The sequence below is a fragment of the Alteromonas sp. M12 genome (assembly GCF_037478005.1).
GTDB lineage: Bacteria > Pseudomonadota > Gammaproteobacteria > Enterobacterales > Alteromonadaceae > Aliiglaciecola > Aliiglaciecola lipolytica_A.
Genome location: NZ_CP144164.1, coordinates 3,109,122 through 3,128,492, shown reverse-complemented (window position 1 = coordinate 3,128,492; position 19,371 = coordinate 3,109,122). Strand labels below are relative to the sequence as shown.

Below are 19,371 nucleotides of genomic sequence, written 5' to 3'. Positions count from 1 at the left end.
TTTTGGAATTTGCTGCGTCCACCATCACCGATTATATGGCAGATATGTTACTGCCATTTATGCGTATCTCTGGTTTGTTTGCAGCTATGGTGGGTATTAGTGCGAAAACGGTTCCCACTCCAATTCGTACTCTACTTACGCTTTTTCTTACCTTACTTATTATGCCAGTCGTGCCGCCTGTGGATATATCAGAGATATTTTCAGTCAGCACTTTTGTGTTAATTATTCAGCAATTAATTATCGGTTTGGCGATTGGATTTATTTCAGCAATGATGCTGGATACATTCGTTATTGCTGGGCAAGTTGTTGCGATGCAAACCGGTCTAGGTTTTGCCTCAATTGTTGACCCTGTTAATGGCATTAACGTACCAGCCGTAGGTCAGTTTTACCTAATATTAGCCACGTTGCTTTTTTGGGCTCTGGATGGCCATTTAGCGATGATTAGTATGGTTGTTATGAGTTTTGAGGCGTTCCCAATTGGTGAAGCTTGGTTTCAACCTGAGCAATTTAGAGAAATTGCCCATTGGGCAAGTTGGATGTTTGTTGCTGCGGTAACACTCTCTCTTGCACCTATTGTTTCGCTTTTACTGGTTAACTTAGCCTTTGGTGTTATGACAAAAGCCGCGCCACAACTGAATATTTTCAGTATTGGCTTTGCAATAGCACAAATCATGGGACTACTCATTATTTGGTTAACCATGGATAACTTCACCCACCATTTCGAATTGCAATGGCAAAGAGCCCAGCAGTTGATGTGTAATTTATTGCAAGTTTGCGCGAATTGAGGACGGCATAGATGGCTGATTCAAGCGAAAAAACAGAAGACCCCACGGCAAAAAAGAAGGGTGATACCCGAAAGAAAGGGCAGATTGCCCGCTCCCGTGAGTTATCAACTACCCTAGTGTTAGTGGGAAGTGCCATTGCATTTTTGTTAATTGGCGAAGGAATCGCCACCGCATTATTCCAAGTTATGCAAAGAACTTTCACACTCTCCAGAGATGAAAGCTATGATTTTATTCATATGTTTCAAGCTTGGGGATACGCCTTTGAAACTATCAGTATCCCCGTATTGTTTTTCCTGTTAATTGCTATGATTGCTGGTATTTATGGCAGCATAGCCTTGGGGGGATACAACTTCACTTGGCAATCCACTAAACCTAAAGCGAGTAAAATTAATCCCTTAGCCGGTTTCAAACGCATGTTTGGAGTCAATGGTTTAGTCGAGTTATTAAAAGCAATTGCTAAATTTGTGGTAGTGGCTTGCGCCGCATACATCGCGTTTATTGTTTTTCAAGACGAAGCCTTGCATTTAGATATGGAAATATATCCTCGTAATCTTTTCCACGCCATGGAGCTATTGGCATGGGCCTTTTTGTTTTTGTGTTGTGCCTTGATACCGATCGCAGCCTTTGATGTGCCCTATCAGACTTGGAAACATGACAAAGAAATGAAAATGACTAAACAAGAAGTGAAAGATGAGCGCAAAAACTCTGAAGGTGATCCACTGGTTAAAAGTCGAATTCGAAAACTACAATATCAAGCGGCAGCAAAACGCATGATGCAAGAAGTGCCAAAAGCTGATGTGGTGGTGACTAACCCAACTCACTTCTCAGTAGCCTTGAAATACGATAAAAATGGCGCTACAGCGCCTATTCTGGTGGCCAAAGGGGCAGATGAACTAGCCATGCACATACGTAAGATAGCTGGCGCGCACGGAATTCCTATTATCTCTTCGCCGCCATTAGCCCGTGCAATATTCCACACCACAGAAGCAAATAGCGAAATTCCTGAAAAATTGTTCATGGCAGTGGCTCAAGTATTAGCTTATGTATATCAGGTTAAATCGTTCAAGAGCGGCAAAGGAAAACGTCCAGCACCACTGAACAAGAATCTTCCGATACCAGAGGATATGCGTTATTAAGTCCTGAGTGAGAAACGCGTACAGAAGCGTCAAAACATCAAAAATGACAATGCTGGGTTATTCGTCACTGTCAGCGGCACGAATGCGCGCTAATCTTTCTTCTTCTTCGGCAAATGCGGCTTTTATTTCTTCTAAAACGTTGTCGACATCGGCGGCACTTTCATCAAACTCAAACTGCCCAGTTAGCACAGATTCAGGGGTTAATTCACCGGCTTCAAACAATGCCCACATTTCCTCAGCATAATGAGTGTGACGTAATTCTGGCGCGAATTCCGCGTAATAATCGGTCATGTTGCGCACATCACGCTGTAACATGCTAAAAGCATTATTATTCGCCGCTGCATTAACTGCCTGCGGCAAATCAATAATTACTGGGCCGTAATCATCAACTAAGACATTAAATTCCGATAAATCGCCATGTACTAAGCCACAACACAACATCAACATTACGTAGAACATGACTTGGGCATGATCTTCTAAGGCTTGTTCTTTTGACATGGACACATCATTCAAACGTGGGGCAACATCACCATTTTCAACAGTGACAAGCTCCATCAGCAACACCCCATCATAACAACCAAAAGGCTGTGGCACTCTAACCCCCGCTTTAGAAAGGGTAAAAAGCGCGTCTACTTCGGCATTTTGCCATGCGTCTTCTTGTTGTTTGCGGCCAAATTTAGAACCTTTTTCCATGGCTCTTGCGCGCCGACTATTTTTAACTTTTCGACCCTCTTGATACTGTGCGGCTTTTTTAAAACTGCGTTTCATTGCCTCTTTGTAGACTTTGGCGCAGCGGATCTCTCCTTGGCTTTTCACCACAAACACAGTGGCTTCTTTACCGCTCATAAGTTGGTAAAGTACTTCGTCGATTAGTCCGTCTTCGACTAAAGGTTGTAAACGTTTTGGAATTTTCATGGCGCGTTTATACAGCACTCACTGGTGTTTTTAAATAGCTGGTGGGTGAATTATGTTGTTTATGTACAAGCAAAAAAAACATATTAGCGATTCTTTTAAGACAAAATCTGTTTCACTCTGCCGACTTGACCATCATCAAGTCGCACTTTTATACCGTGGGGATGGTTGCTAGATTTAGTCAGGATCGTCGAAACGACACCTTGTGTAAGATTACCGCTGCGCTGATCTTGCTTCAAAACAATTGCTACCTTTGAACCAATTTTAATATTTTCGCGTTTACTGCCGTCCATTCATTTTTCCTTTTAACCTAGCCCTATTTTTGGTAGTGAGCTAATACATGGTCAATAAAGCCTAACCAAATTTCATTTGGCTGCCATATCGCTAACATTTCTTGTTTCGCAGTTTCTTCTGGTACTTGTAATTGCGTGACTTGATATAAATATGTGAAAACAGAACCTCGCCAGTTCAAACGGCAATGAGTGAGCGTAACCCCATCGTGTTCATTGAGATTTTGCATAATTGAAACGTACTCTTGGAAATTTGCTAGGGTGGGGTTTTCCCATTCAACAGCAATATTATGATACCCCAATGCTAAGCTGCTTATTAATTGTTGGTGTTCAGTCCGATCCCCTGGAATCAAATCCACAACCTGGTTTAAACCAATCTTCTGCAACATCTCAAGGTGTGGTTTAGTGGGTAAACCTGAACTCACCATTTTTTCGTTGTTAACTTGATAGTTCTTTAACTCAGGAATGGATATATCAAGGATATTTTCCGCTGCATGGGCGTTAAACACAAGAAGGCAGCTTGCAAATAAGACGAATGCGATATTCTTCACGTGGTTTTCCCTTAGCAATATATTGAAAAGTAGTTTATTGGCTCACAGTATAAAATACTTTTTAGTTAAGGTAGTAACTTAGTTACAATTGAATACATCAAATATCTTAAAAAGTTGTACTCAGATAATTATGCATCTCATAGACATTAACAAAGCACGTTATCGCAAGCGCCTAAATCGTATTATTTTGTCTTGTGTCATCATTTTTGCGTTAGGCAGTTTAGCCATCTCGCAACTGTTGATCTGGTTATTTCCAGATCCAAGCGGTAGCCATTTTCATTGGAATTTTCTAGGAGTGTTAATAACTGCCATAACCATTGGATGGTTATTAAATAAGTACCGGTCGAACGAATTTATGACTGAGGTGGTTTATGTATGGGAACTTAAAAAAGCGCTGAATAAAATTAATCGTAAAATGACCCAAATTAAGGCTGCAGGACAAAAGGGGAACATCGACGCTTTGATTACCTTACAGTATAGCTACGCTGGCTCAAGGCAACTTTGGCAGTTAGACGATAATACGATTACGATGGATGAATTAGCCATTCATCAAGCTGAACTTGACGCTATTGCCTCGCAATACAACTTAACCTTGGATGCAAATGATTACAACGAAGAGATGTTAAAGCAGTTTTAAATCAGATCAGAGAGTTGTTAACTTAGCGCTGATGATAGTGGGATAGTTACAAGCCACTATCATCAGTTGATGAGAAAGAATTAACCTTTCTAGCTATAATAATTAAGCACTAAAGCGTAATGTTTTTTGCAGTTTTTCTTTCATTTTTCCAACAGACTTTCCATGCTCACCAACAACGATTACGTTGGCTTGATGGCTACTAAACATTTGCCCTTTTAAGTGGTTACCTGAAAAGTTTTCATCGCTGTGCATATCATTTGATTGAGGAACTACAAAGACGGTTATCTTTTCACCCTCTTCAGATTCCAACACCATATGGAAACTGCGAACGTTATCGAATACACAAAAATTAGCAAAATAAATGCGTCCTACTTTTTGGGTGAACTCCGCACCAAGGTTCGCTAACTGAACATTGACGTTATCTAAGGAAAAATCACCATCAACTTGCAGTGCATAACCATTACCTTCTTGAGTAACGTGGGCTAACGCATGTTCGCCTAAATCGATACCTGGTGGTTGTTGAAATAGGCTAAAACTAATACCAATAACAAAGGCCACTGATGCTGCAACGGCTAAATGTATGCGACTTTTGGTTCGCTGTGTTCTAACTACTTCTGTTGATTGTCTTAAAATTAATTTTTCAGCAAGGTTTTCAGGAACAGAAATACTGGCTGCCTTAGCAATAGATTCATCTAATTGCTTAATTTCGTCCCAAAACTCTTGTTTTTTAGCATCTTCTTTAGCTGCTTGTATTACGTCGTCTTCAGCACAGTTTGGGTCTGCGTAAATGGTACGACGGAATGTTAAATCATCCATTTTTATAACCTCTGCTGTTATTTGATTTCTCTAAAGCTTCTTTTAACTGACTGCGCGCTCTAAATAACCTGGTCATTACCGTATTCTTATTGAGATCCAATTGCTGAGCAATTTCGTCTCCGCTATATCCGTACATAACTTGAAGTATAAGGGGTTCTCGATACTCTTCGTTTAAACCTGCCATTAGCAATCTGAGCTCTTGATACTCAATTTCTAATTCGTTTGACAAATTATCACCTTCTAAAGACACATCGTCCATATCGACTAAATCAAACTGTTTACGTTCAAATCGCCGAGCGTTTTCGCGACGAAGAATGGTGATTAGCCAAGACTTCGCAGCTTTTTCATCTTTTAACGAATCTAATGATTTCCAAGCACGTAAAAAGGTCTCTTGAACAATATCCTCAGCCACTGCTTTATCTTTTACTAACCAGTAGGCGTACCTAAATATGTCGGCATGTAGGCTATGTACTAACGCCTCATACCGTTTTTGTTTTGCTACCACATCATCAGAGACCGAGTCATTGGCAGATTGCTTTCGAAAAAACATAGGTTCTTAAGCCTTTTTTATTAAGTTTATGATTAGTATAAGAATTTATTTTTAAGTTTATGACAATAAATTTAGCCTATGGAGCTAACTATTGACAGGGTTTAGGGCATTAAAAATCCGGTATTACCCGGATTTTTAATGTCACAGCTAATTTAGCTTCATTTATTGTTGGCTTTGAACCCACACTTTAATCTTATCTTCTAATATATTAAGCGGCACGGGACCGTCTTTTAACACTTCATCATGAAATCCACGAATATCGAATTTTTCGCCAAGGGTCTGCTCTGCATAGGCGCGTAGTTCCATGATTTTTAATTTACCAATCATATACGCCGTGGCTTGGCCAGGCATTGCAATGTAGCGTTCAATCGCTTTGACTGAATCTCCCTCGGGGTTCGGCGTATTCTCAACGAGGTATTGAATGGCTTGTTCACGGCTCCATTTTTGCGAATGAATCCCTGTATCTACCACCAAACGACATGCTCTCCAAAGCTCCATTGCTAAACGTCCAAAATCAGAGTAGGGGTCTTGATAAAATCCCATATCTTTGGCGAGTTCTTCAGAGTATAAACCCCAGCCTTCGGTGTAAGCCGTAAAAGATACATATTTTTGAAACTCTGGTATGCCTTCTAATTCCTGCGCAATCGCTCGTTGCATATGATGTCCAGGGATCCCTTCATGATAAGCTAGTGCTTCCATTTGATAGGTTGGCATATCTTTCATGTTGTACAGATTCGCGTAGTAACTGCCTGGTCGTGAACCGTCTTTTGACGGGCTTTGATAAAAGGCTTTGCCGGCAGATTGTTCTCTGAATGGTTCGACACGCTTAACAATCATTTCTGCTTGTGGCATTAATCCAAAATATTCAGGGATCTTGCTTTTCATTTCGTTGATGAGTGCGGTTGCATCAGCTAAGTACTGATCACGGCCAGTATCATCATTCGCATAATAAAACTGATCACTAGTGCGCATAAAGACAAAGAAGTCCTGAAGAGAACCTTCAAAATTGACTTTCTCCATAATTTCAAGCATCAAGTCGTGAATACGTTCTACTTGTTTAAGACCTATCTCGTGAACTTCCTGGGCGCTCAAATCGGTGGTTGTAAACCAGGCTAGTCGGTTGTCATACCATTTGTCTCCATCAGGTAAGCGCCAAACACCATCACCTTCAGGGGAGAGCTCACGCTGTATTTCTAGCTCTGCAATGAGTGCTTGGTAGGCAGGTAAAACAGACTCTTGAAGTGCATCTCTTGCTTGTTTCATCATGCCAGTCTTTTCGGCATTAGAAATATCTAATGCATTCAGTTTGTCTTGGAAATCCTTCCAAATGGTGGAATCTTCAGCTGACTCGATAAAAGGGTTACCACTGATGACGTTATGCGACGCTTGGATCATTTGGTCGTATGACCATTTAGGTGGGAAAACGCCTAGTTCTTGTCTGATTTTTAATTGCTCTATCACTTGCCCAAAAAGGTCATCGACTTTTTCCAATCGTGATATATACGCTTGCGCATCTTCAACGTCATTTACTCTATGGATATTCACTAAAAAGCTTGGCACAACTGTATGAAAAGCGCGGAATTGGTCCATGATGTAAGTGTGATGTCTAAACTTGTCATTTGCCAATCGACGTTGAATATCAACTTTGGCAATTTCTAGGCTCATTTTTTCTTGCTGATTTAATTGCGCTGGATCGAACTCGTTTAAAGCTTTTAGACGTTGTTGTAAAATCGTAATGTCTTGGTCTGCGGCGTTATCTGAAATATCATCCCATTTATCGTAATCCCACTTATAACCAAGATAACTTTGGGACATAGGGGAGCGTTTCAAATCTTCTTCAAACATGTCAGCGAAAAAGGCAGCTAATCTTTCTGATTCACTAAGCTTAACTTGCTGGCTTTGTTGTTCTTGCAGTTGAGCTTGTGTATCCGAATTTGTGTTTTGAGCCGGTTCGGAGCACGCCATTAGCGCAAGTGAGATAAGGCTTAGCGGAACAAATGATTTCAATGTCTTCATGGTGTAATTTTCCTGACGTTAGTGCGCAACCCGTTGGGATGCATATAAAGGTTGCAACGAAGGCGACTTATTTTTATTTTTTATTATATCTTGACGTAAACGTGCTAATACATTTAATAGGGTATCACTTTTCCAATTTTTGTCACCTTGCGCGTATTGGCTGGCAAACATTGATTTCAGTTCATCTTGTAATTCTGAGTCTGAAATATCATTTTCATCTAATAATTTGGCGCCACCATATACTGCTAAGCTTGTTTGCCATTTAAGTAATGCAGGATAAATTTCGCCGATTTTATGACTCTTTAACGCCGTTTTTAGCAATTTCCAGTTTTCAGACTCTAGGTTATTAGTATTCAATTCCTGTTTGGCCAAGGGCGGAGCGTTTTTCGAATGACTTGAAAACCACCAAATCAGTAATGTAAGCAACCATAAAGCTAATAAAACCCAGCTACTAATACTCCACAATGATGTTACTGTGACTGTCTGCACCGTTGGCGTTAATGGGCCTGGAGTCTGGGAATCTACACTAGTAGGTGCCTGTGTTTCTAATAGCGGATTTGGGGTAGTAGGGGGTAAACCAGTTTGATTAGAAGATGCGGCTGCGGCCACTTCAATACTTCGAGCGGGTAATTCTGCATATTCAGTTTGCTTAGTTAACGTATTAAACCACGCTACTTTCACCGGAGGCAAAACAAATTGTCCCGCTCGATTGGGAATAATAGCTATATTTTCAACACGTTGCGCAATAATGTTGTCTTCACGAGTAACGGATGCTGTAGTCGCTTGATCGGGATAGATTTTAAAATCAGGTGGGTATATTCCAGTCATTTCCGGTAATTGTTGTTCGGATACACCCAGTGCCGATAATGTCAGCGTTCGAGTAATAGGTTCGCCCACCTTTATTTGTGACAAGTCAGGCTGCCATTCTTCATTCAACTGCACAAATTCACTGGGTAACCAATGCTCATTAAAATCAGCTGGAATAGGCTGAACATCCAGAACCACGTCGGGCGCAACTCGATTGATAGGGCGCGTCTGATTAAAGTAACTAAAGCTATTTTGAGTTCGATCAATAACCTCAGCTTCAAACAGCGGTCCCTTTATTTTAACTTGACCACTTGCCTGAGGAATAATTGCGTAATTGCGTTCAATTATCCGGTAACGTTGACCATCGACAATTTCTGAATAATCTTTGTCTTTACCAATTAGGCTGATGTCTGCGTTTTCCAAAGAAGGCTCAGACAAACTGCCTCGTTGTAAACTGGTAGCAAGATGAATTTTGACTTTATATTTCACCATTTGTTGTACAAATGGTTGGCCTACATCGACTTCTGCGGTAATAAAAGCTTCTCGTGCTTTACTGTTACTGGCAGCTGAAACAGGTAGTATTCTAACCGTTATCGGTTGAGTTTTTTTGCCTCCCACATCGAAGGATGGGATTGTAAACGTTCCTTGCTGGCGTGGAATTAAAATTGTCGTCCAGGTGGTAGAGCGAGTCGTATCAAAATTGATTACTCTCGTTTGCGTGCTCACTGACGTTCGACCCACAACGAAGTCATCTTCTAACACGCTAGGGTCAAAGGCATCATTATTTGGGTTACCAAAAGCGACGACAGACAGCACGATAGATTCATCTGCCATGGCTGGATTTTTATCGACACTTGCCGTCACACTTTCAACTTGTGCATACACATTGGTAATACTCAGTAAGCTGAAAAACAATAAAGTTAACAATAAGGTTTTGCGGGTTAACAATTTAACTAACATATTACCAATTCCTCTTCGACTGGCTTGGCGTACGTTGACGACGTCGTTGTTGATTTTCCAGCAGCATTTTGCGCTTGAGTAAATAAGACGGATCATCGGGGACGCGATTGAGCAAATTTTGCATTCTTTGCATTTCTTCACGCTCCTCATCCGTCATTGATTCTTCTGCTTCTTGCACCTGCTGTGCAGCTTGCTGTTCTTGTTCAGTCTGTTGCTCTTGTTGTGACGGGTCCTGCTGTTGCTCTGACTCGTTTTGTTGTTCAGATTCGTCTTGTTGTTCGGAATCATCTTGTTGGTTTTGTTCAGCATCTTGTTCATTTTGAGACTGATCTTGCTGTTCTTGTTCAGTCTGTTGCTCTTGCTGAGACTCTTGATTTTGCTGGTCTTGGTTCTGTTGATCTTGCTGCGACTGCTGATCTTGCGAGTCTTGTTGTTGCTGCGACTGTTGATCTTCAGATTGCTGCTCTTCAGAGTCGTCACCTTGTTGATCTTGCTGTTGGTTTTGTTGTTCTTGCTCTTGCTGTTCTTTTAGTTGTTCGAGTATCTCTTTGTTTTTCAACGCATCTGCATGATCAGGTTGTTGCGCAAGAGCTTCATCATACCTTTTTATGGCCTCATCTAATTCGCCCAACTGTGCCAATGCATTGCCTTGATTGTATAGTGCTTGTGGGCCTTCAGCTTTTGAAAATGCATCCAACGCGGCTTGATAATTACCTTGTTTGTAAAGCGCTGCGCCTTGCCACATAGGACTTTCAAACTCGTTTGCTGCTTGCTCATAATCTTGCTTTTGCAGAGACTCTAAACCGCGTTGATCTCTGTTTTTAAACCAGTCTTGCCAGGTATTTGCAAAGGCGGGTTGGGGCGCCAATGAACTGGTTACCAAGGTAACTAAAAATATCGCAACATAACCTCTTCGAAAAGCCAAAGCGGCTAGCGGTAACAACAGCAAAAGCAGATAAGGGCCGGCTTCTTGCCATTCATCACCAAACTGTTCATTGTCATCTTTGTTTGAAATTGTTTCGTGATTTATTAAGCTTTGCTCAGTTAAATATTTAATATCACTGTCATTTGCTGTAATCGCATAAAACTTTCCACCGCTTTTGCGGGCTAAACCTGACAATATTTGTGCATCCATTTTAGGGATAACTATGGCGCCTCTATTGTCTTTCAAAAAGTCACCATCAAGCAATTGAATAGGAGCACCTTCAGCTGTGCCCACTCCCAAAATGGAAATACGATAGGGAAGGCTTTCAATATAAGTATTCAATTCGGCTAATTGTGAAACTTCCACACCGTCGGTTATCCAAAATATATCGCCCTCTAAAAAACCAGCATTTTTGAGTAATTCGGCCGCCATTTTGAGACCTAGATAGGGTTCACTGCCTGATACCGGCATAATTTCTGGCGTTAGGCTTGGTAGTAAAGCTGTTAGGTTCTGCGCATCTGAACTTAACGGACTAATGGTAAAAGCATCGCCCGCATAGGCGACTAATCCAACATCACCTTCAGAAATTTCATTAATTAAATCAATAGCTTTGTATTTTGCACGGGTCAATCTGTCTGGCGTTAAGTCTGTGGAGCGCATCGACATGGACATGTCTAGCACTACTGCTTTGCCAGCATTGAGTTGAAAAACCGGCTGAGGGAGCCTTTCCCAGCTTGGTCCAGCCAACGCGGTAACGGCAATTATCCAGCCTAAAGCCACTAAGCTTAATGGTGGACGCCTTTGGCTGTTGCCTTTTTCAGATATAAGGTGCTGATAAAGGTGACTTGCTACAACTGACTGCCAACCAGATTGACGTCTGTGTATGTTCATCAATAAAATCAGTAATAACAGCAGTGGGATTAATGCAAAAAACCATTCAGGTCGTAAAAAATGGAAGCTGTCTAAATTAATCATTGTAGCCTCCCCAAAAATCGTTGTTTTATCCATCCTAGAGAACTATTTAAGGCAATTAAAAAACTGAAAATAAGTGCCAATGCTAGCGGATAAAAATATAACGCTTGCAACGGGCGCATCTGGCGGTTTTCTCGTTCAATGGGCTCTAGAGCATCCAAAATAGAATAAATTTGCTGTAAAGACTGGGTATCTTTGGCTCTGAAGTATTGGCCGCCCGTGGACTCGGCAAGTTCAGTTAGCATTTTTTCATCCAAATCTCTCGATGGGTTCGTTCGACGCTGCCCAAAAAAACCTTGGGTTATCATAGAATCTGCGCCAACCCCTATCGTGTATACGGTTACATCATTGTTTATGGCCAGTTCGTTGGCTTGTGCCGGAGTAATATTGCCCGCAGTGTTTTGTCCGTCGGTCAATAAAATGATCACTTTGTTTGATTCTTCTCGGTTGGCAAAACGTTTTATAGACAATCCAATTGCATCGCCAATTGCCGTTTGTTCGCCAACTAAGCCAATCTGACTTTCAAGTAGCAGTTGCTCAACCGTTTTTCTGTCATAGGTTAGTGGAGCTTGTAAATAAGCTGTGTCGGCAAATAATATTAAACCTAACCTGTCACCAACCCGTCTTTCGATAAAATCACTGAGTACGCTTTTAATCATGATTAAGCGATTTACTCGACGGCCATTCACCACCATATCTTCTTGATTCATACTGCCGGATAAATCTACCGCTAGCATTAAATCCCGTCCTTCAGATGGAATGTTAACAGGCTCGCCTAACCATTGTGGACGAGCGGCTGCGATAACTAATGCTATCCAGGCCAAAATGGCGATTATCAAATTGATTCGATTCGGGCCGGTTTTTTTGTTATTGGTTGCCAAATTTGCCGTTAACGCTGGGACGCGTAAAGCAGCTCCTTGCTGTCTTTCCTTTTTGGGCAGTAACAATGCAAGCAACGGCAACGGTAATGCGAACAATGCCCACCACCAAGCAAACTCAAACATTAGGAGCCTCCTCAATCAGCACCGTGCGATTGGATTTTCGTTTAGGTGGTAATGCCGATTGCAACCACGTTTTAGCCGTTAGGGCCGCTTTATTAACATCTTTGTTAGGCGCATCTCGATACAGTAAATCAACAAATTCTTGAATTTCATGTTGAAAACTCTGTTGTTGTTTTACAGATAATTGACTGCTTAAAAATGCGCTCCATTGTTGCCCGTGAAGCGAGGCTATTTGCTCTTGAGGAAAATAACTTAAGGCCGCTCGTTTTAGCACAATATTGATTTGCGAAATCGCATTTTGTTGGTTTAAATCGATAGCTGATAGCGCCAAAAGTGCTGCTTTTTTGGCTCGACGATGAAGTATGTAGTGTCGAACGCCATAAATAATGCTAACTAAGATTAACAAAACCAAAATAGCTGATACCCACCATCCCCAGGCTAAAGGCCAGATACTGACCTCTTGGGGAAGTTGAATGTCGGCTAACTGATCTAGCGGATTCATGCAATTTCTCCACGCTTTTCAACTAGCTGTTGTTCGATAGGAACCGCAGCACTAACATTTAATAACTGGGTTTTGCATTGCTGCAAGGTGCGTGATATTTGTTCAAATTGACGTTGATGAGAACGATGATATTGTTGAGAAACGGTTTTTTCTCCTAACACTAACGTTTGCTGATCAACGCCATCGGTAACTTCAACTGTTTGTGAATTTGATACTTTGGGCAAATCATGTTCAAAGGGGTCGGTGATGGAATAAGCCACTACTTCACTGTGCCTTGATATACGACTCAGGTGCTGTTTCGCTGCTTCGTTGAGATTTTGAAAATCACTTAGTACAAAGACTAAGCTACCAGGGTGAACTAGTCTTCTCAAGCGTGCACAAGCATCAGAAAATTGGAAGTTTCCAGGTTGTAAATCATCAGGTTGATGAACCTCTACTAATCCGTGTAGTAATCCTAGAACAGCCTTTTTCCTAGTCAGTGGTTTGAATTCTCGGTGTTGGTGTTGATTAAACACCAGGCCACCAATTCGATCGCCACGATTTGTCGCAGACCATGCAATCAATGCCGCTAAATGAGCAACTTGCACCGACTTATAGAGTAATTGAGTGCCAAAGTGCATGTTAGGCGATAGATCTGCCAAAATAAAAATGGGGCGTTCTTTTTCTTCCCTATATAGCTTTGTATGGGTTTTTCCAGAACGGGCAGTGACTCGCCAATCAATGGCTCGTATATCGTCACCAGGTTGATAATGTCGCGCTTCATCAAACTCCATTCCCCGGCCTTTGGTTTTCGCCAAATAACTTCCCGCCAACTTTGATTGGATGGTTTTACGGGGCGCCAAGTTGAGTAGGCTAGTCTTTTTTTGGTAATACAGTAGCTGTTTGATGTTTAAACTAACACCATCAGCATTTAACCGGGTCAACCAGTTTGATACATCTTGCATAGGATAAGGTCTATGGTACTGGAACAAGCGTTAAAATACGGTCTAATAGCTGATTAGCATCGACGCCTTCAGCCTCGGCTTCATAGCTTAGTAATAACCTGTGGCGTAATACATTGTGGAATACTGCACGAATATTATCGGGCCCCACAAAGTCTCTCCCCATTAACCAAGCATGTGCTCTTGCGCACTTATCTAACGCAATGGTTGCCCGTGGACTGGCCCCAAATTCAATCCAATTAGCCAGTTGTGGATCATATTTTTCCGGTGTCCGAGTGGCAATGATGAGCTCTACAAGATACTTTTCTAAAGATTCTGCTAAATGAATCTGCAATACTTCTTTACGTGCCGCAAAAATAACCGCTTGATTCATAATATCAGAATTGATTTTTTGACTGCCAATGGCTTCATCCCGCGTTAAACGCAAAATCTCTAACTCTGTCTCGGCCCCAGGATAATCAATTTCTAAGTGCATTAAAAAGCGGTCTAGCTGAGCTTCAGGTAATGGATAGGTACCTTCTTGTTCAATCGGGTTCTGAGTTGCCATTACCAAAAATAAATCTGAAAGAGGGTAGGTCTTATTACCCACGGTGATTTGTTTTTCTGCCATGGCTTCAAGTAATGCTGATTGAACCTTAGCCGGTGCTCGGTTGATTTCGTCAGCAAGTACTAAGTTATGGAACAAAGGACCTTTCTGAAAAACGAACTCTCCGGTTTCAGGGCGATAAATATCAGTCCCGGTCAAATCGGCAGGAAGCAAGTCGGGCGTAAATTGAACACGGTGAAAATCACCTTCAATCCCCTGCGCTAAAGCATTTACCGCTCGTGTTTTAGCCAAACCTGGAGGGCCTTCAACCAACAAATGCCCATTTGCCAACAAGGCGATCATAATGTTGTGGGTTAGGTTGTTTTGTCCGATCACCTGCGAATCAAGATACGCTTGTAATCGCTTGAATTGTTCAACTGCCATTAATTTGTCCTAACTACGATGAAAAAGGGTGTACATCAGATAAATGCGATGTGCATTTGGTGCTACATAGTGACACATCCTTTTATATAAGGTTCCCTTTTCGAAATACAATGTTACAAATTGCCAAATTAATCGGGAATCTATGCGAAAAGCTAATTTGTTAACTAGAATTTGAATTTTATCTAACACTCTGTACAATTGGCTCATACATTACAGGTCAGACCACTCTGGCCGGCAAAAATACGAGGACAAATAATGTCAGCAAAACAAACAGTTACTACTCGCAGTGGCGATAGGATCGCTATAGTGGCGGGTCTACGGACTCCTTTTGCGAAAATGGCGACTTATTTTCATGGCGTACCCGCTGTTGATTTGGGGAAATTAGTCGTCAACGAGATGATTACACGCAATAATTTGGATCCCAATTTAGTGGAGCAACTTGTTTATGGCCAAGTTGTGCAAATGCCTGAAGCGCCAAACATTGCTAGAGAAATTGTACTTGGCACTGGCATGAACGTGCATACTGATGCGTATTCCGTTTCCAGAGCTTGTGCGACTAGTTTTCAAGCCACAGTCAATATTGCTGAATCTATGATGGCAGGAAACATCGCCGTTGGTATTGCTGGCGGAGCTGACTCAACTTCAGTGTCGCCTATTGGGGTTTCAAAACCTCTTGCTAGAGCGCTTACCGATCTGCAAAAAACCAAAACACTTGGTCAGAAGTGGAATGTGTTTAAAAAGCTTGGATTCAAAGATTTATTGCCTGTTCCGCCCGCAGTAGCTGAATATTCCACTGGTTTATCAATGGGACAGACAGCCGAGCAAATGGCTAAAACCCATAACATTTCACGACAGGAACAAGATGCCTTAGCTCATCGTTCTCATTCCTTGGCAGCTAAGAGCTGGAATGAAGGCTTTTTAGACGATGAAGTCATGACAGCTTACGCCGAACCATACAAAGGGGCATTGGAAAAAGATAACAATGTGCGCTTCGATTCAACGTTAGAAGGCTATGCCAAGCTTCGCCCTGTTTTTGATAAAAAACACGGTACAGTAACCGCTGCCAATGCAACACCATTAACCGATGGCGCATCTGCAATCGTGATGATGACGGAAAGCCGCGCAAAAGAATTAGGCTATAAACCGTTAGGGTACATTCGTAGTTATGCGTTTGCTGCCATAGACGTTTGGGAAGATATGTTGATGGGACCATCTTATGCGTCACCAATTGCATTGGACAGAGCAGGGATGACCTTAAACGACCTAACATTAATAGAAATGCATGAAGCGTTCGCTGCGCAAACACTGGCAAATATCAAAATGTTTGCAAGCGACAAATTTGCACAAGAAAAGCTAGGGCGAAGTAAAGCCACTGGTGAAATAGATATGGACAAGTTCAATCAAATGGGAAGTTCAATTGCTTACGGACACCCATTTGCAGCAACCGGTACGCGGATGATCACTCAAATGCTAAATGATCTTAACCGCAAAGGCGGTGGTGCAGGTTTAGTGACTGCGTGTGCTGCAGGTGGCCTTGGTGCTGCAATGATTGTTGAAACAGAGTAAGGGGAATTACGTGGATAATGCGAATAAAGAAACTGAACTAACTCAAGCGGGCCAAGTATCTGAAGAGACTAAAGTATCTCAGCAAAATAGCGCCTTTACTCTAGATCTACAAGACAATGGCGTTGCTATATTAACTATTGATGTGCCTGGCGAGTCGATGAACACGCTAAAAATGGAATTTGCAGATCAAATTTCAGTAATGCTAGATGAAATCGAAAGCAATAGTAAAATTAAGGGGGTGGTGGTTGTCAGTGGCAAAGAAAACTCCTTTATAGCGGGTGCTGATATTAGTATGTTAGCCTCTTGTGAGACTGCTCAGGATGTCGAGACGATTGCCACAGGCGGACAACAAATCTTTCAGCGTATAGAAGACATGCGAGTGCATTTTGTCGCTGCAATTCATGGTCCGGCACTAGGTGGCGGTCTTGAGTTGGCCTTAGCTTGTCATTCAAGAGTATGTACTGACGATAAAATAACCCAAATGGGCTTGCCTGAGGTGCAACTTGGGTTGCTTCCAGGAAGCGGCGGCACGCAACGTTTGCCGCGATTAATTGGTATCCAGCAAGCGATGAAAATGATGCTCACTGGTGCTGCAGTACGAGCTAAGCAAGGACTAAAATACGGTATTGTTGATGATATGGTTCCACGTTCGATTCTGCTCGAGGTGGCCACAGAAATGGCGTTGAAGTCAAAACCGCAACGCACACCCGTTAAAATGAATTTAGCGAGCCAATTCTTAGAAAAAACGTCAATTGGACGCAATACTCTTTTCAAACAAGCAAGAAAACAAACCATAAGTAAAACTAAGGGCAATTATCCCGCTCCTGAATTAATTATTGATTGTATTGAAACAGGCTTTGATAAGGGCATACAGGAAGGGATGGCGGTAGAAGCTAAGAACTTTGCTTATTTGGTTATGACCCCTGAATCTGAACAACTGCGTAATATCTTTTTCGCTACTACGGAAATGAAAAAAGAAACAGGTGTTAGCGGTGTTGAGCCTGGACAGTTGAAAAAAGTGGGTATCTTAGGTGGTGGATTGATGGGCGGTGGTATTGCGTTTGTTACCGCTACTAAAGCAGGGTTACCCGCCAGAATTAAAGATATCCGGTCTGAGGGAGTCGCTAATGCGATGAAATACTCCTTTGATCTTTTAAATAAAAAGGTTAAACGCCGGTTTATGCGAAAGTCTGAAATGCAGCAGCAAATGTCTTTATTGACTGGGAGTGTTGACTACGCAGGATTTAAAGATACCGATGTAGTGATTGAGGCCGTTTTTGAAGACTTAGCGTTAAAACAGTCCATGGTCAATGATGTAGAGGCTAATTGTAATGAAAATACGATATTTGCCACTAACACATCGTCAATTCCCATTGCTCAAATAGCTGAAAAGGCTGCTCGACCAGAACAAGTTATTGGATTGCATTACTTTTCACCGGTAGACAAGATGCCGCTTGCTGAAGTTATTGCCCATGATAAAACCTCAGATAAAACCATTTCAACTACGGTGGAGCTGGCTCGTAAACAGGGTAAAACACCTATTGTGGTTAAAGATGGAGCTGGCTTTTACGTCAACCGTATTCTAGCTCCTCATATGAATGAAGCGGCAAATATACTCTTATCCGGTGAGCCAATTGAGCATATTGATAAATCCTTAGTTAAATTCGGTTTCCCAGTGGGGCCTGTTAAGTTGTTAGATGAAGTTGGTATAGATGTAGGCACGAAAATAATACCTATTTTAATGGCTCAATTTGGTGACCGATTTAAGTCAGCAGATGCATTCGATAAGGTGCTTGCTGATGATCGTAAAGGCAAAAAGAACAAACGTGGTTTTTACGCTTATTCCGGAAAGAATTCGGGAAAAGAAGTTGATGAAAGTGTCTATGAGCTTTTGGGTATAAAACCAGAACAACGCATGAGCGGAGTTGAAATATCTGAACGTTGCGTAATGTTAATGCTAAATGAAGCGGCAATGTGTTTGCATGAAGGTGTGATTCGTAATCCACGAGATGGTGACATTGGCGCTATTTTTGGTATTGGTTTTCCGCCATTTCTTGGTGGTCCTTTCCATTACATGGATAAGCTTGGCGCAAAATTTGTTGTCGAGCGTTTACAATATTACAGCAGTAAATTCGGTGATAGATATCTTCCAGCAACCAAACTGGTTGAGATGGCGGATAATGATGAAACCTTCTATTGAGCTGCTGAATCTATTGATGGAATGTAAATTACTGGTAAATGAATTGTCTATTTAAAGGGTTTGTTTTTGTAATTAAATTGTTAAAAGTCGGGCTTTGCTCGGCTTTTTTAGTTGAAACCTCTAAAACTACTAGTTTTGTAAGTTTGCTTGAGTATAATTTGCGCGATTGAAACTATGCATAGGCGGGCGAAAATGATTTTAGCGATAATAAGTTGTTTAGTGTTTAGCGTATATTACTATGTTGAAGCTTTCAAAAGTGCGTTACCAGCTAAAAAGTGGGCGTTAGCAGGGCTTATGTTTGGTCCCATGATCTTACCAATGTTTTCAATTTCTCAACGAGTCGCTTTGCGTCAATCTCGTGGTTTTAATAATTCTCTGCTAAGAGTGTAGGGCATAAAAAAAAGAGAGGATAACCTCTCTTTTTTCAAATACTGTCCTTGTCATATTCTAAAATCCAATGCATTAGCACTTAAAAACCAATACCGCCACCAGGCTTAAGAACCTTATTATTATCGAATCCGATACCGCCACCAGGCTTAAGAACCTTGTTAGTGTCGAATCCAATACCGCCACCAGGCTTAAGGACTTTGTTTGAACTAGTCGATACAGTTTTTTGCTGTTCGGTTATATTGGCACCATCTAAGTTTGCGCTTGTAGGTGTCGTAGTTAGCATTAGTGCTACAGCATAAGCTTTTAACATCTTTCGGTTCCTCTTTGATACTTCTGTATTATTTTAATTTTATAACTGACAATTTTTTGTCAATCATTTATATATCTGCGAGGAATATGCCAACTTTAACTTTTGCTGAAATATTTTACCGATTAGAGCGTTGA

Annotated in this window: 19 protein-coding genes; 6 read left to right on the top strand and 13 right to left on the bottom strand. The window is 41.5% G+C overall.

What is annotated here, in order from left to right; all coding sequences use genetic code 11:
• The first annotated feature begins 2 nt into the window (after positions 1–2).
• Positions 3–785: a flagellar biosynthetic protein FliR gene (gene fliR / locus VUI23_RS13535; protein ID WP_216048299.1), complete on the top strand. Its 783-nt coding sequence runs from the start codon at positions 3–5 to the stop codon at positions 783–785.
• Between the two features lie 11 nt (positions 786–796).
• Entirely contained in the window at positions 797–1,921 is a 1,125-nt protein-coding gene (flhB, locus tag VUI23_RS13530; protein WP_216048300.1) for a flagellar biosynthesis protein FlhB, read from the top strand.
• A gap of 57 nt (positions 1,922–1,978) precedes the next feature.
• On the opposite strand, the gene VUI23_RS13525 is transcribed toward flhB, so the two are convergent.
• From VUI23_RS13525 to VUI23_RS13515, 3 genes are all read right to left on the bottom strand, one after another.
• Positions 1,979–2,836: a PA4780 family RIO1-like protein kinase gene (locus VUI23_RS13525; RefSeq protein ID WP_216048301.1), complete on the bottom strand. Its 858-nt coding sequence runs from the start codon at positions 2,834–2,836 to the stop codon at positions 1,979–1,981.
• A gap of 95 nt (positions 2,837–2,931) precedes the next feature.
• On the bottom strand, positions 2,932–3,126 hold the full coding sequence (locus VUI23_RS13520) for a YwbE family protein (RefSeq protein WP_342804671.1): 195 nt from the start codon (positions 3,124–3,126) through the stop codon (positions 2,932–2,934).
• Between the two features lie 23 nt (positions 3,127–3,149).
• On the bottom strand, positions 3,150–3,674 hold the full coding sequence (locus VUI23_RS13515; protein WP_342804670.1) for a hypothetical protein: 525 nt from the start codon (positions 3,672–3,674) through the stop codon (positions 3,150–3,152).
• Positions 3,675–3,804: 130 nt separating this feature from the next.
• Between VUI23_RS13515 and VUI23_RS13510 the strand changes: the two genes are divergently transcribed.
• Positions 3,805–4,311 carry a DUF3087 domain-containing protein gene (locus VUI23_RS13510; protein ID WP_216048304.1) on the top strand — a complete coding sequence of 169 codons (507 nt, stop codon included), beginning with the start codon at positions 3,805–3,807 and terminating at the stop codon, positions 4,309–4,311.
• A gap of 102 nt (positions 4,312–4,413) precedes the next feature.
• On the opposite strand, the gene VUI23_RS13505 is transcribed toward VUI23_RS13510, so the two are convergent.
• From VUI23_RS13505 to VUI23_RS13465, 9 genes are all read right to left on the bottom strand, one after another.
• On the bottom strand, positions 4,414–5,127 hold the full coding sequence (locus VUI23_RS13505) for a DUF3379 family protein (RefSeq protein ID WP_216048305.1): 714 nt from the start codon (positions 5,125–5,127) through the stop codon (positions 4,414–4,416).
• On the bottom strand, positions 5,120–5,677 hold the full coding sequence (locus VUI23_RS13500) for a sigma-70 family RNA polymerase sigma factor (protein ID WP_216048306.1): 558 nt from the start codon (positions 5,675–5,677) through the stop codon (positions 5,120–5,122). The genes VUI23_RS13505 and VUI23_RS13500 overlap by 8 nt, the downstream gene beginning before the upstream one ends.
• Before the next feature lie 162 nt (positions 5,678–5,839).
• The gene (locus VUI23_RS13495; RefSeq protein WP_342804669.1) at positions 5,840–7,693 is read right to left on the bottom strand and encodes a DUF885 domain-containing protein; all 1,854 of its coding nucleotides are present in this window, start codon (positions 7,691–7,693) and stop codon (positions 5,840–5,842) included.
• 18 nt (positions 7,694–7,711) lie between these two features.
• A complete protein-coding gene (locus VUI23_RS13490; RefSeq protein WP_342804668.1) occupies positions 7,712–9,460 on the bottom strand; it encodes a BatD family protein in 1,749 nt (582 codons plus the stop codon).
• A 1-nt stretch (position 9,461) separates the two neighbouring features.
• Positions 9,462–11,360, bottom strand: a complete 1,899-nt coding sequence (locus VUI23_RS13485; RefSeq protein ID WP_342804667.1) for a VWA domain-containing protein — start codon at positions 11,358–11,360, stop codon at positions 9,462–9,464.
• Complete coding sequence (locus VUI23_RS13480) at positions 11,357–12,361, bottom strand: VWA domain-containing protein (RefSeq protein ID WP_216048310.1); 1,005 nt, start codon at positions 12,359–12,361, stop codon at positions 11,357–11,359. Before VUI23_RS13480 ends, VUI23_RS13485 begins: the two co-directional genes overlap by 4 nt.
• Positions 12,354–12,860: a DUF4381 domain-containing protein gene (locus VUI23_RS13475; protein ID WP_342804666.1), complete on the bottom strand. Its 507-nt coding sequence runs from the start codon at positions 12,858–12,860 to the stop codon at positions 12,354–12,356. The genes VUI23_RS13480 and VUI23_RS13475 overlap by 8 nt, the downstream gene beginning before the upstream one ends.
• The gene (locus VUI23_RS13470; RefSeq protein WP_216048312.1) at positions 12,857–13,804 is read right to left on the bottom strand and encodes a DUF58 domain-containing protein; all 948 of its coding nucleotides are present in this window, start codon (positions 13,802–13,804) and stop codon (positions 12,857–12,859) included. The genes VUI23_RS13475 and VUI23_RS13470 overlap by 4 nt, the downstream gene beginning before the upstream one ends.
• A gap of 10 nt (positions 13,805–13,814) precedes the next feature.
• On the bottom strand, positions 13,815–14,771 hold the full coding sequence (locus VUI23_RS13465) for a MoxR family ATPase (RefSeq protein WP_342804665.1): 957 nt from the start codon (positions 14,769–14,771) through the stop codon (positions 13,815–13,817).
• A gap of 255 nt (positions 14,772–15,026) precedes the next feature.
• Between VUI23_RS13465 and fadI the strand changes: the two genes are divergently transcribed.
• The 3 genes from fadI to VUI23_RS13450 all read left to right on the top strand — a co-directional run bounded on the left by fadI (position 15,027) and on the right by VUI23_RS13450 (position 18,927).
• On the top strand, positions 15,027–16,337 hold the full coding sequence (gene fadI / locus VUI23_RS13460) for an acetyl-CoA C-acyltransferase FadI (protein WP_216048314.1): 1,311 nt from the start codon (positions 15,027–15,029) through the stop codon (positions 16,335–16,337).
• A gap of 10 nt (positions 16,338–16,347) precedes the next feature.
• Positions 16,348–18,537 carry a fatty acid oxidation complex subunit alpha FadJ gene (gene fadJ / locus VUI23_RS13455; protein ID WP_342804664.1) on the top strand — a complete coding sequence of 730 codons (2,190 nt, stop codon included), beginning with the start codon at positions 16,348–16,350 and terminating at the stop codon, positions 18,535–18,537.
• 192 nt (positions 18,538–18,729) lie between these two features.
• Complete coding sequence (locus VUI23_RS13450) at positions 18,730–18,927, top strand: hypothetical protein (RefSeq protein WP_216048316.1); 198 nt, start codon at positions 18,730–18,732, stop codon at positions 18,925–18,927.
• A 79-nt stretch (positions 18,928–19,006) separates the two neighbouring features.
• On the opposite strand, the gene VUI23_RS13445 is transcribed toward VUI23_RS13450, so the two are convergent.
• Positions 19,007–19,237, bottom strand: coding sequence for a hypothetical protein (locus VUI23_RS13445; RefSeq protein WP_216048317.1), 231 nt, complete (start codon positions 19,235–19,237; stop codon positions 19,007–19,009).
• Positions 19,238–19,371 lie beyond the last annotated feature (134 nt).

What these genes read in the sequence shown, in the direction of transcription:
- VUI23_RS13495 (WP_342804669.1), bottom strand. Translation starts at nt 7,693, where the DNA reads ATGAAGACATTGAAATCATTTGTTCCGCTAAGCCTTATCTCACTTGCG.
- VUI23_RS13510 (WP_216048304.1), top strand. Translation starts at nt 3,805, where the DNA reads ATGCATCTCATAGACATTAACAAAGCACGTTATCGCAAGCGCCTAAAT.
- VUI23_RS13450 (WP_216048316.1), top strand. Translation starts at nt 18,730, where the DNA reads ATGATTTTAGCGATAATAAGTTGTTTAGTGTTTAGCGTATATTACTAT.
- VUI23_RS13525 (WP_216048301.1), bottom strand. Translation starts at nt 2,836, where the DNA reads ATGAAAATTCCAAAACGTTTACAACCTTTAGTCGAAGACGGACTAATC.
- VUI23_RS13475 (WP_342804666.1), bottom strand. Translation starts at nt 12,860, where the DNA reads ATGAATCCGCTAGATCAGTTAGCCGACATTCAACTTCCCCAAGAGGTC.
- VUI23_RS13465 (WP_342804665.1), bottom strand. Translation starts at nt 14,771, where the DNA reads ATGGCAGTTGAACAATTCAAGCGATTACAAGCGTATCTTGATTCGCAG.
- VUI23_RS13490 (WP_342804668.1), bottom strand. Translation starts at nt 9,460, where the DNA reads ATGTTAGTTAAATTGTTAACCCGCAAAACCTTATTGTTAACTTTATTG.
- VUI23_RS13500 (WP_216048306.1), bottom strand. Translation starts at nt 5,677, where the DNA reads ATGTTTTTTCGAAAGCAATCTGCCAATGACTCGGTCTCTGATGATGTG.
- VUI23_RS13480 (WP_216048310.1), bottom strand. Translation starts at nt 12,361, where the DNA reads ATGTTTGAGTTTGCTTGGTGGTGGGCATTGTTCGCATTACCGTTGCCG.
- VUI23_RS13470 (WP_216048312.1), bottom strand. Translation starts at nt 13,804, where the DNA reads ATGCAAGATGTATCAAACTGGTTGACCCGGTTAAATGCTGATGGTGTT.
- VUI23_RS13445 (WP_216048317.1), bottom strand. Translation starts at nt 19,237, where the DNA reads ATGTTAAAAGCTTATGCTGTAGCACTAATGCTAACTACGACACCTACA.
- VUI23_RS13485 (WP_342804667.1), bottom strand. Translation starts at nt 11,360, where the DNA reads ATGATTAATTTAGACAGCTTCCATTTTTTACGACCTGAATGGTTTTTT.
- VUI23_RS13520 (WP_342804671.1), bottom strand. Translation starts at nt 3,126, where the DNA reads ATGGACGGCAGTAAACGCGAAAATATTAAAATTGGTTCAAAGGTAGCA.
- VUI23_RS13505 (WP_216048305.1), bottom strand. Translation starts at nt 5,127, where the DNA reads ATGGATGATTTAACATTCCGTCGTACCATTTACGCAGACCCAAACTGT.
- fadI (WP_216048314.1), top strand. Translation starts at nt 15,027, where the DNA reads ATGTCAGCAAAACAAACAGTTACTACTCGCAGTGGCGATAGGATCGCT.
- flhB (WP_216048300.1), top strand. Translation starts at nt 797, where the DNA reads ATGGCTGATTCAAGCGAAAAAACAGAAGACCCCACGGCAAAAAAGAAG.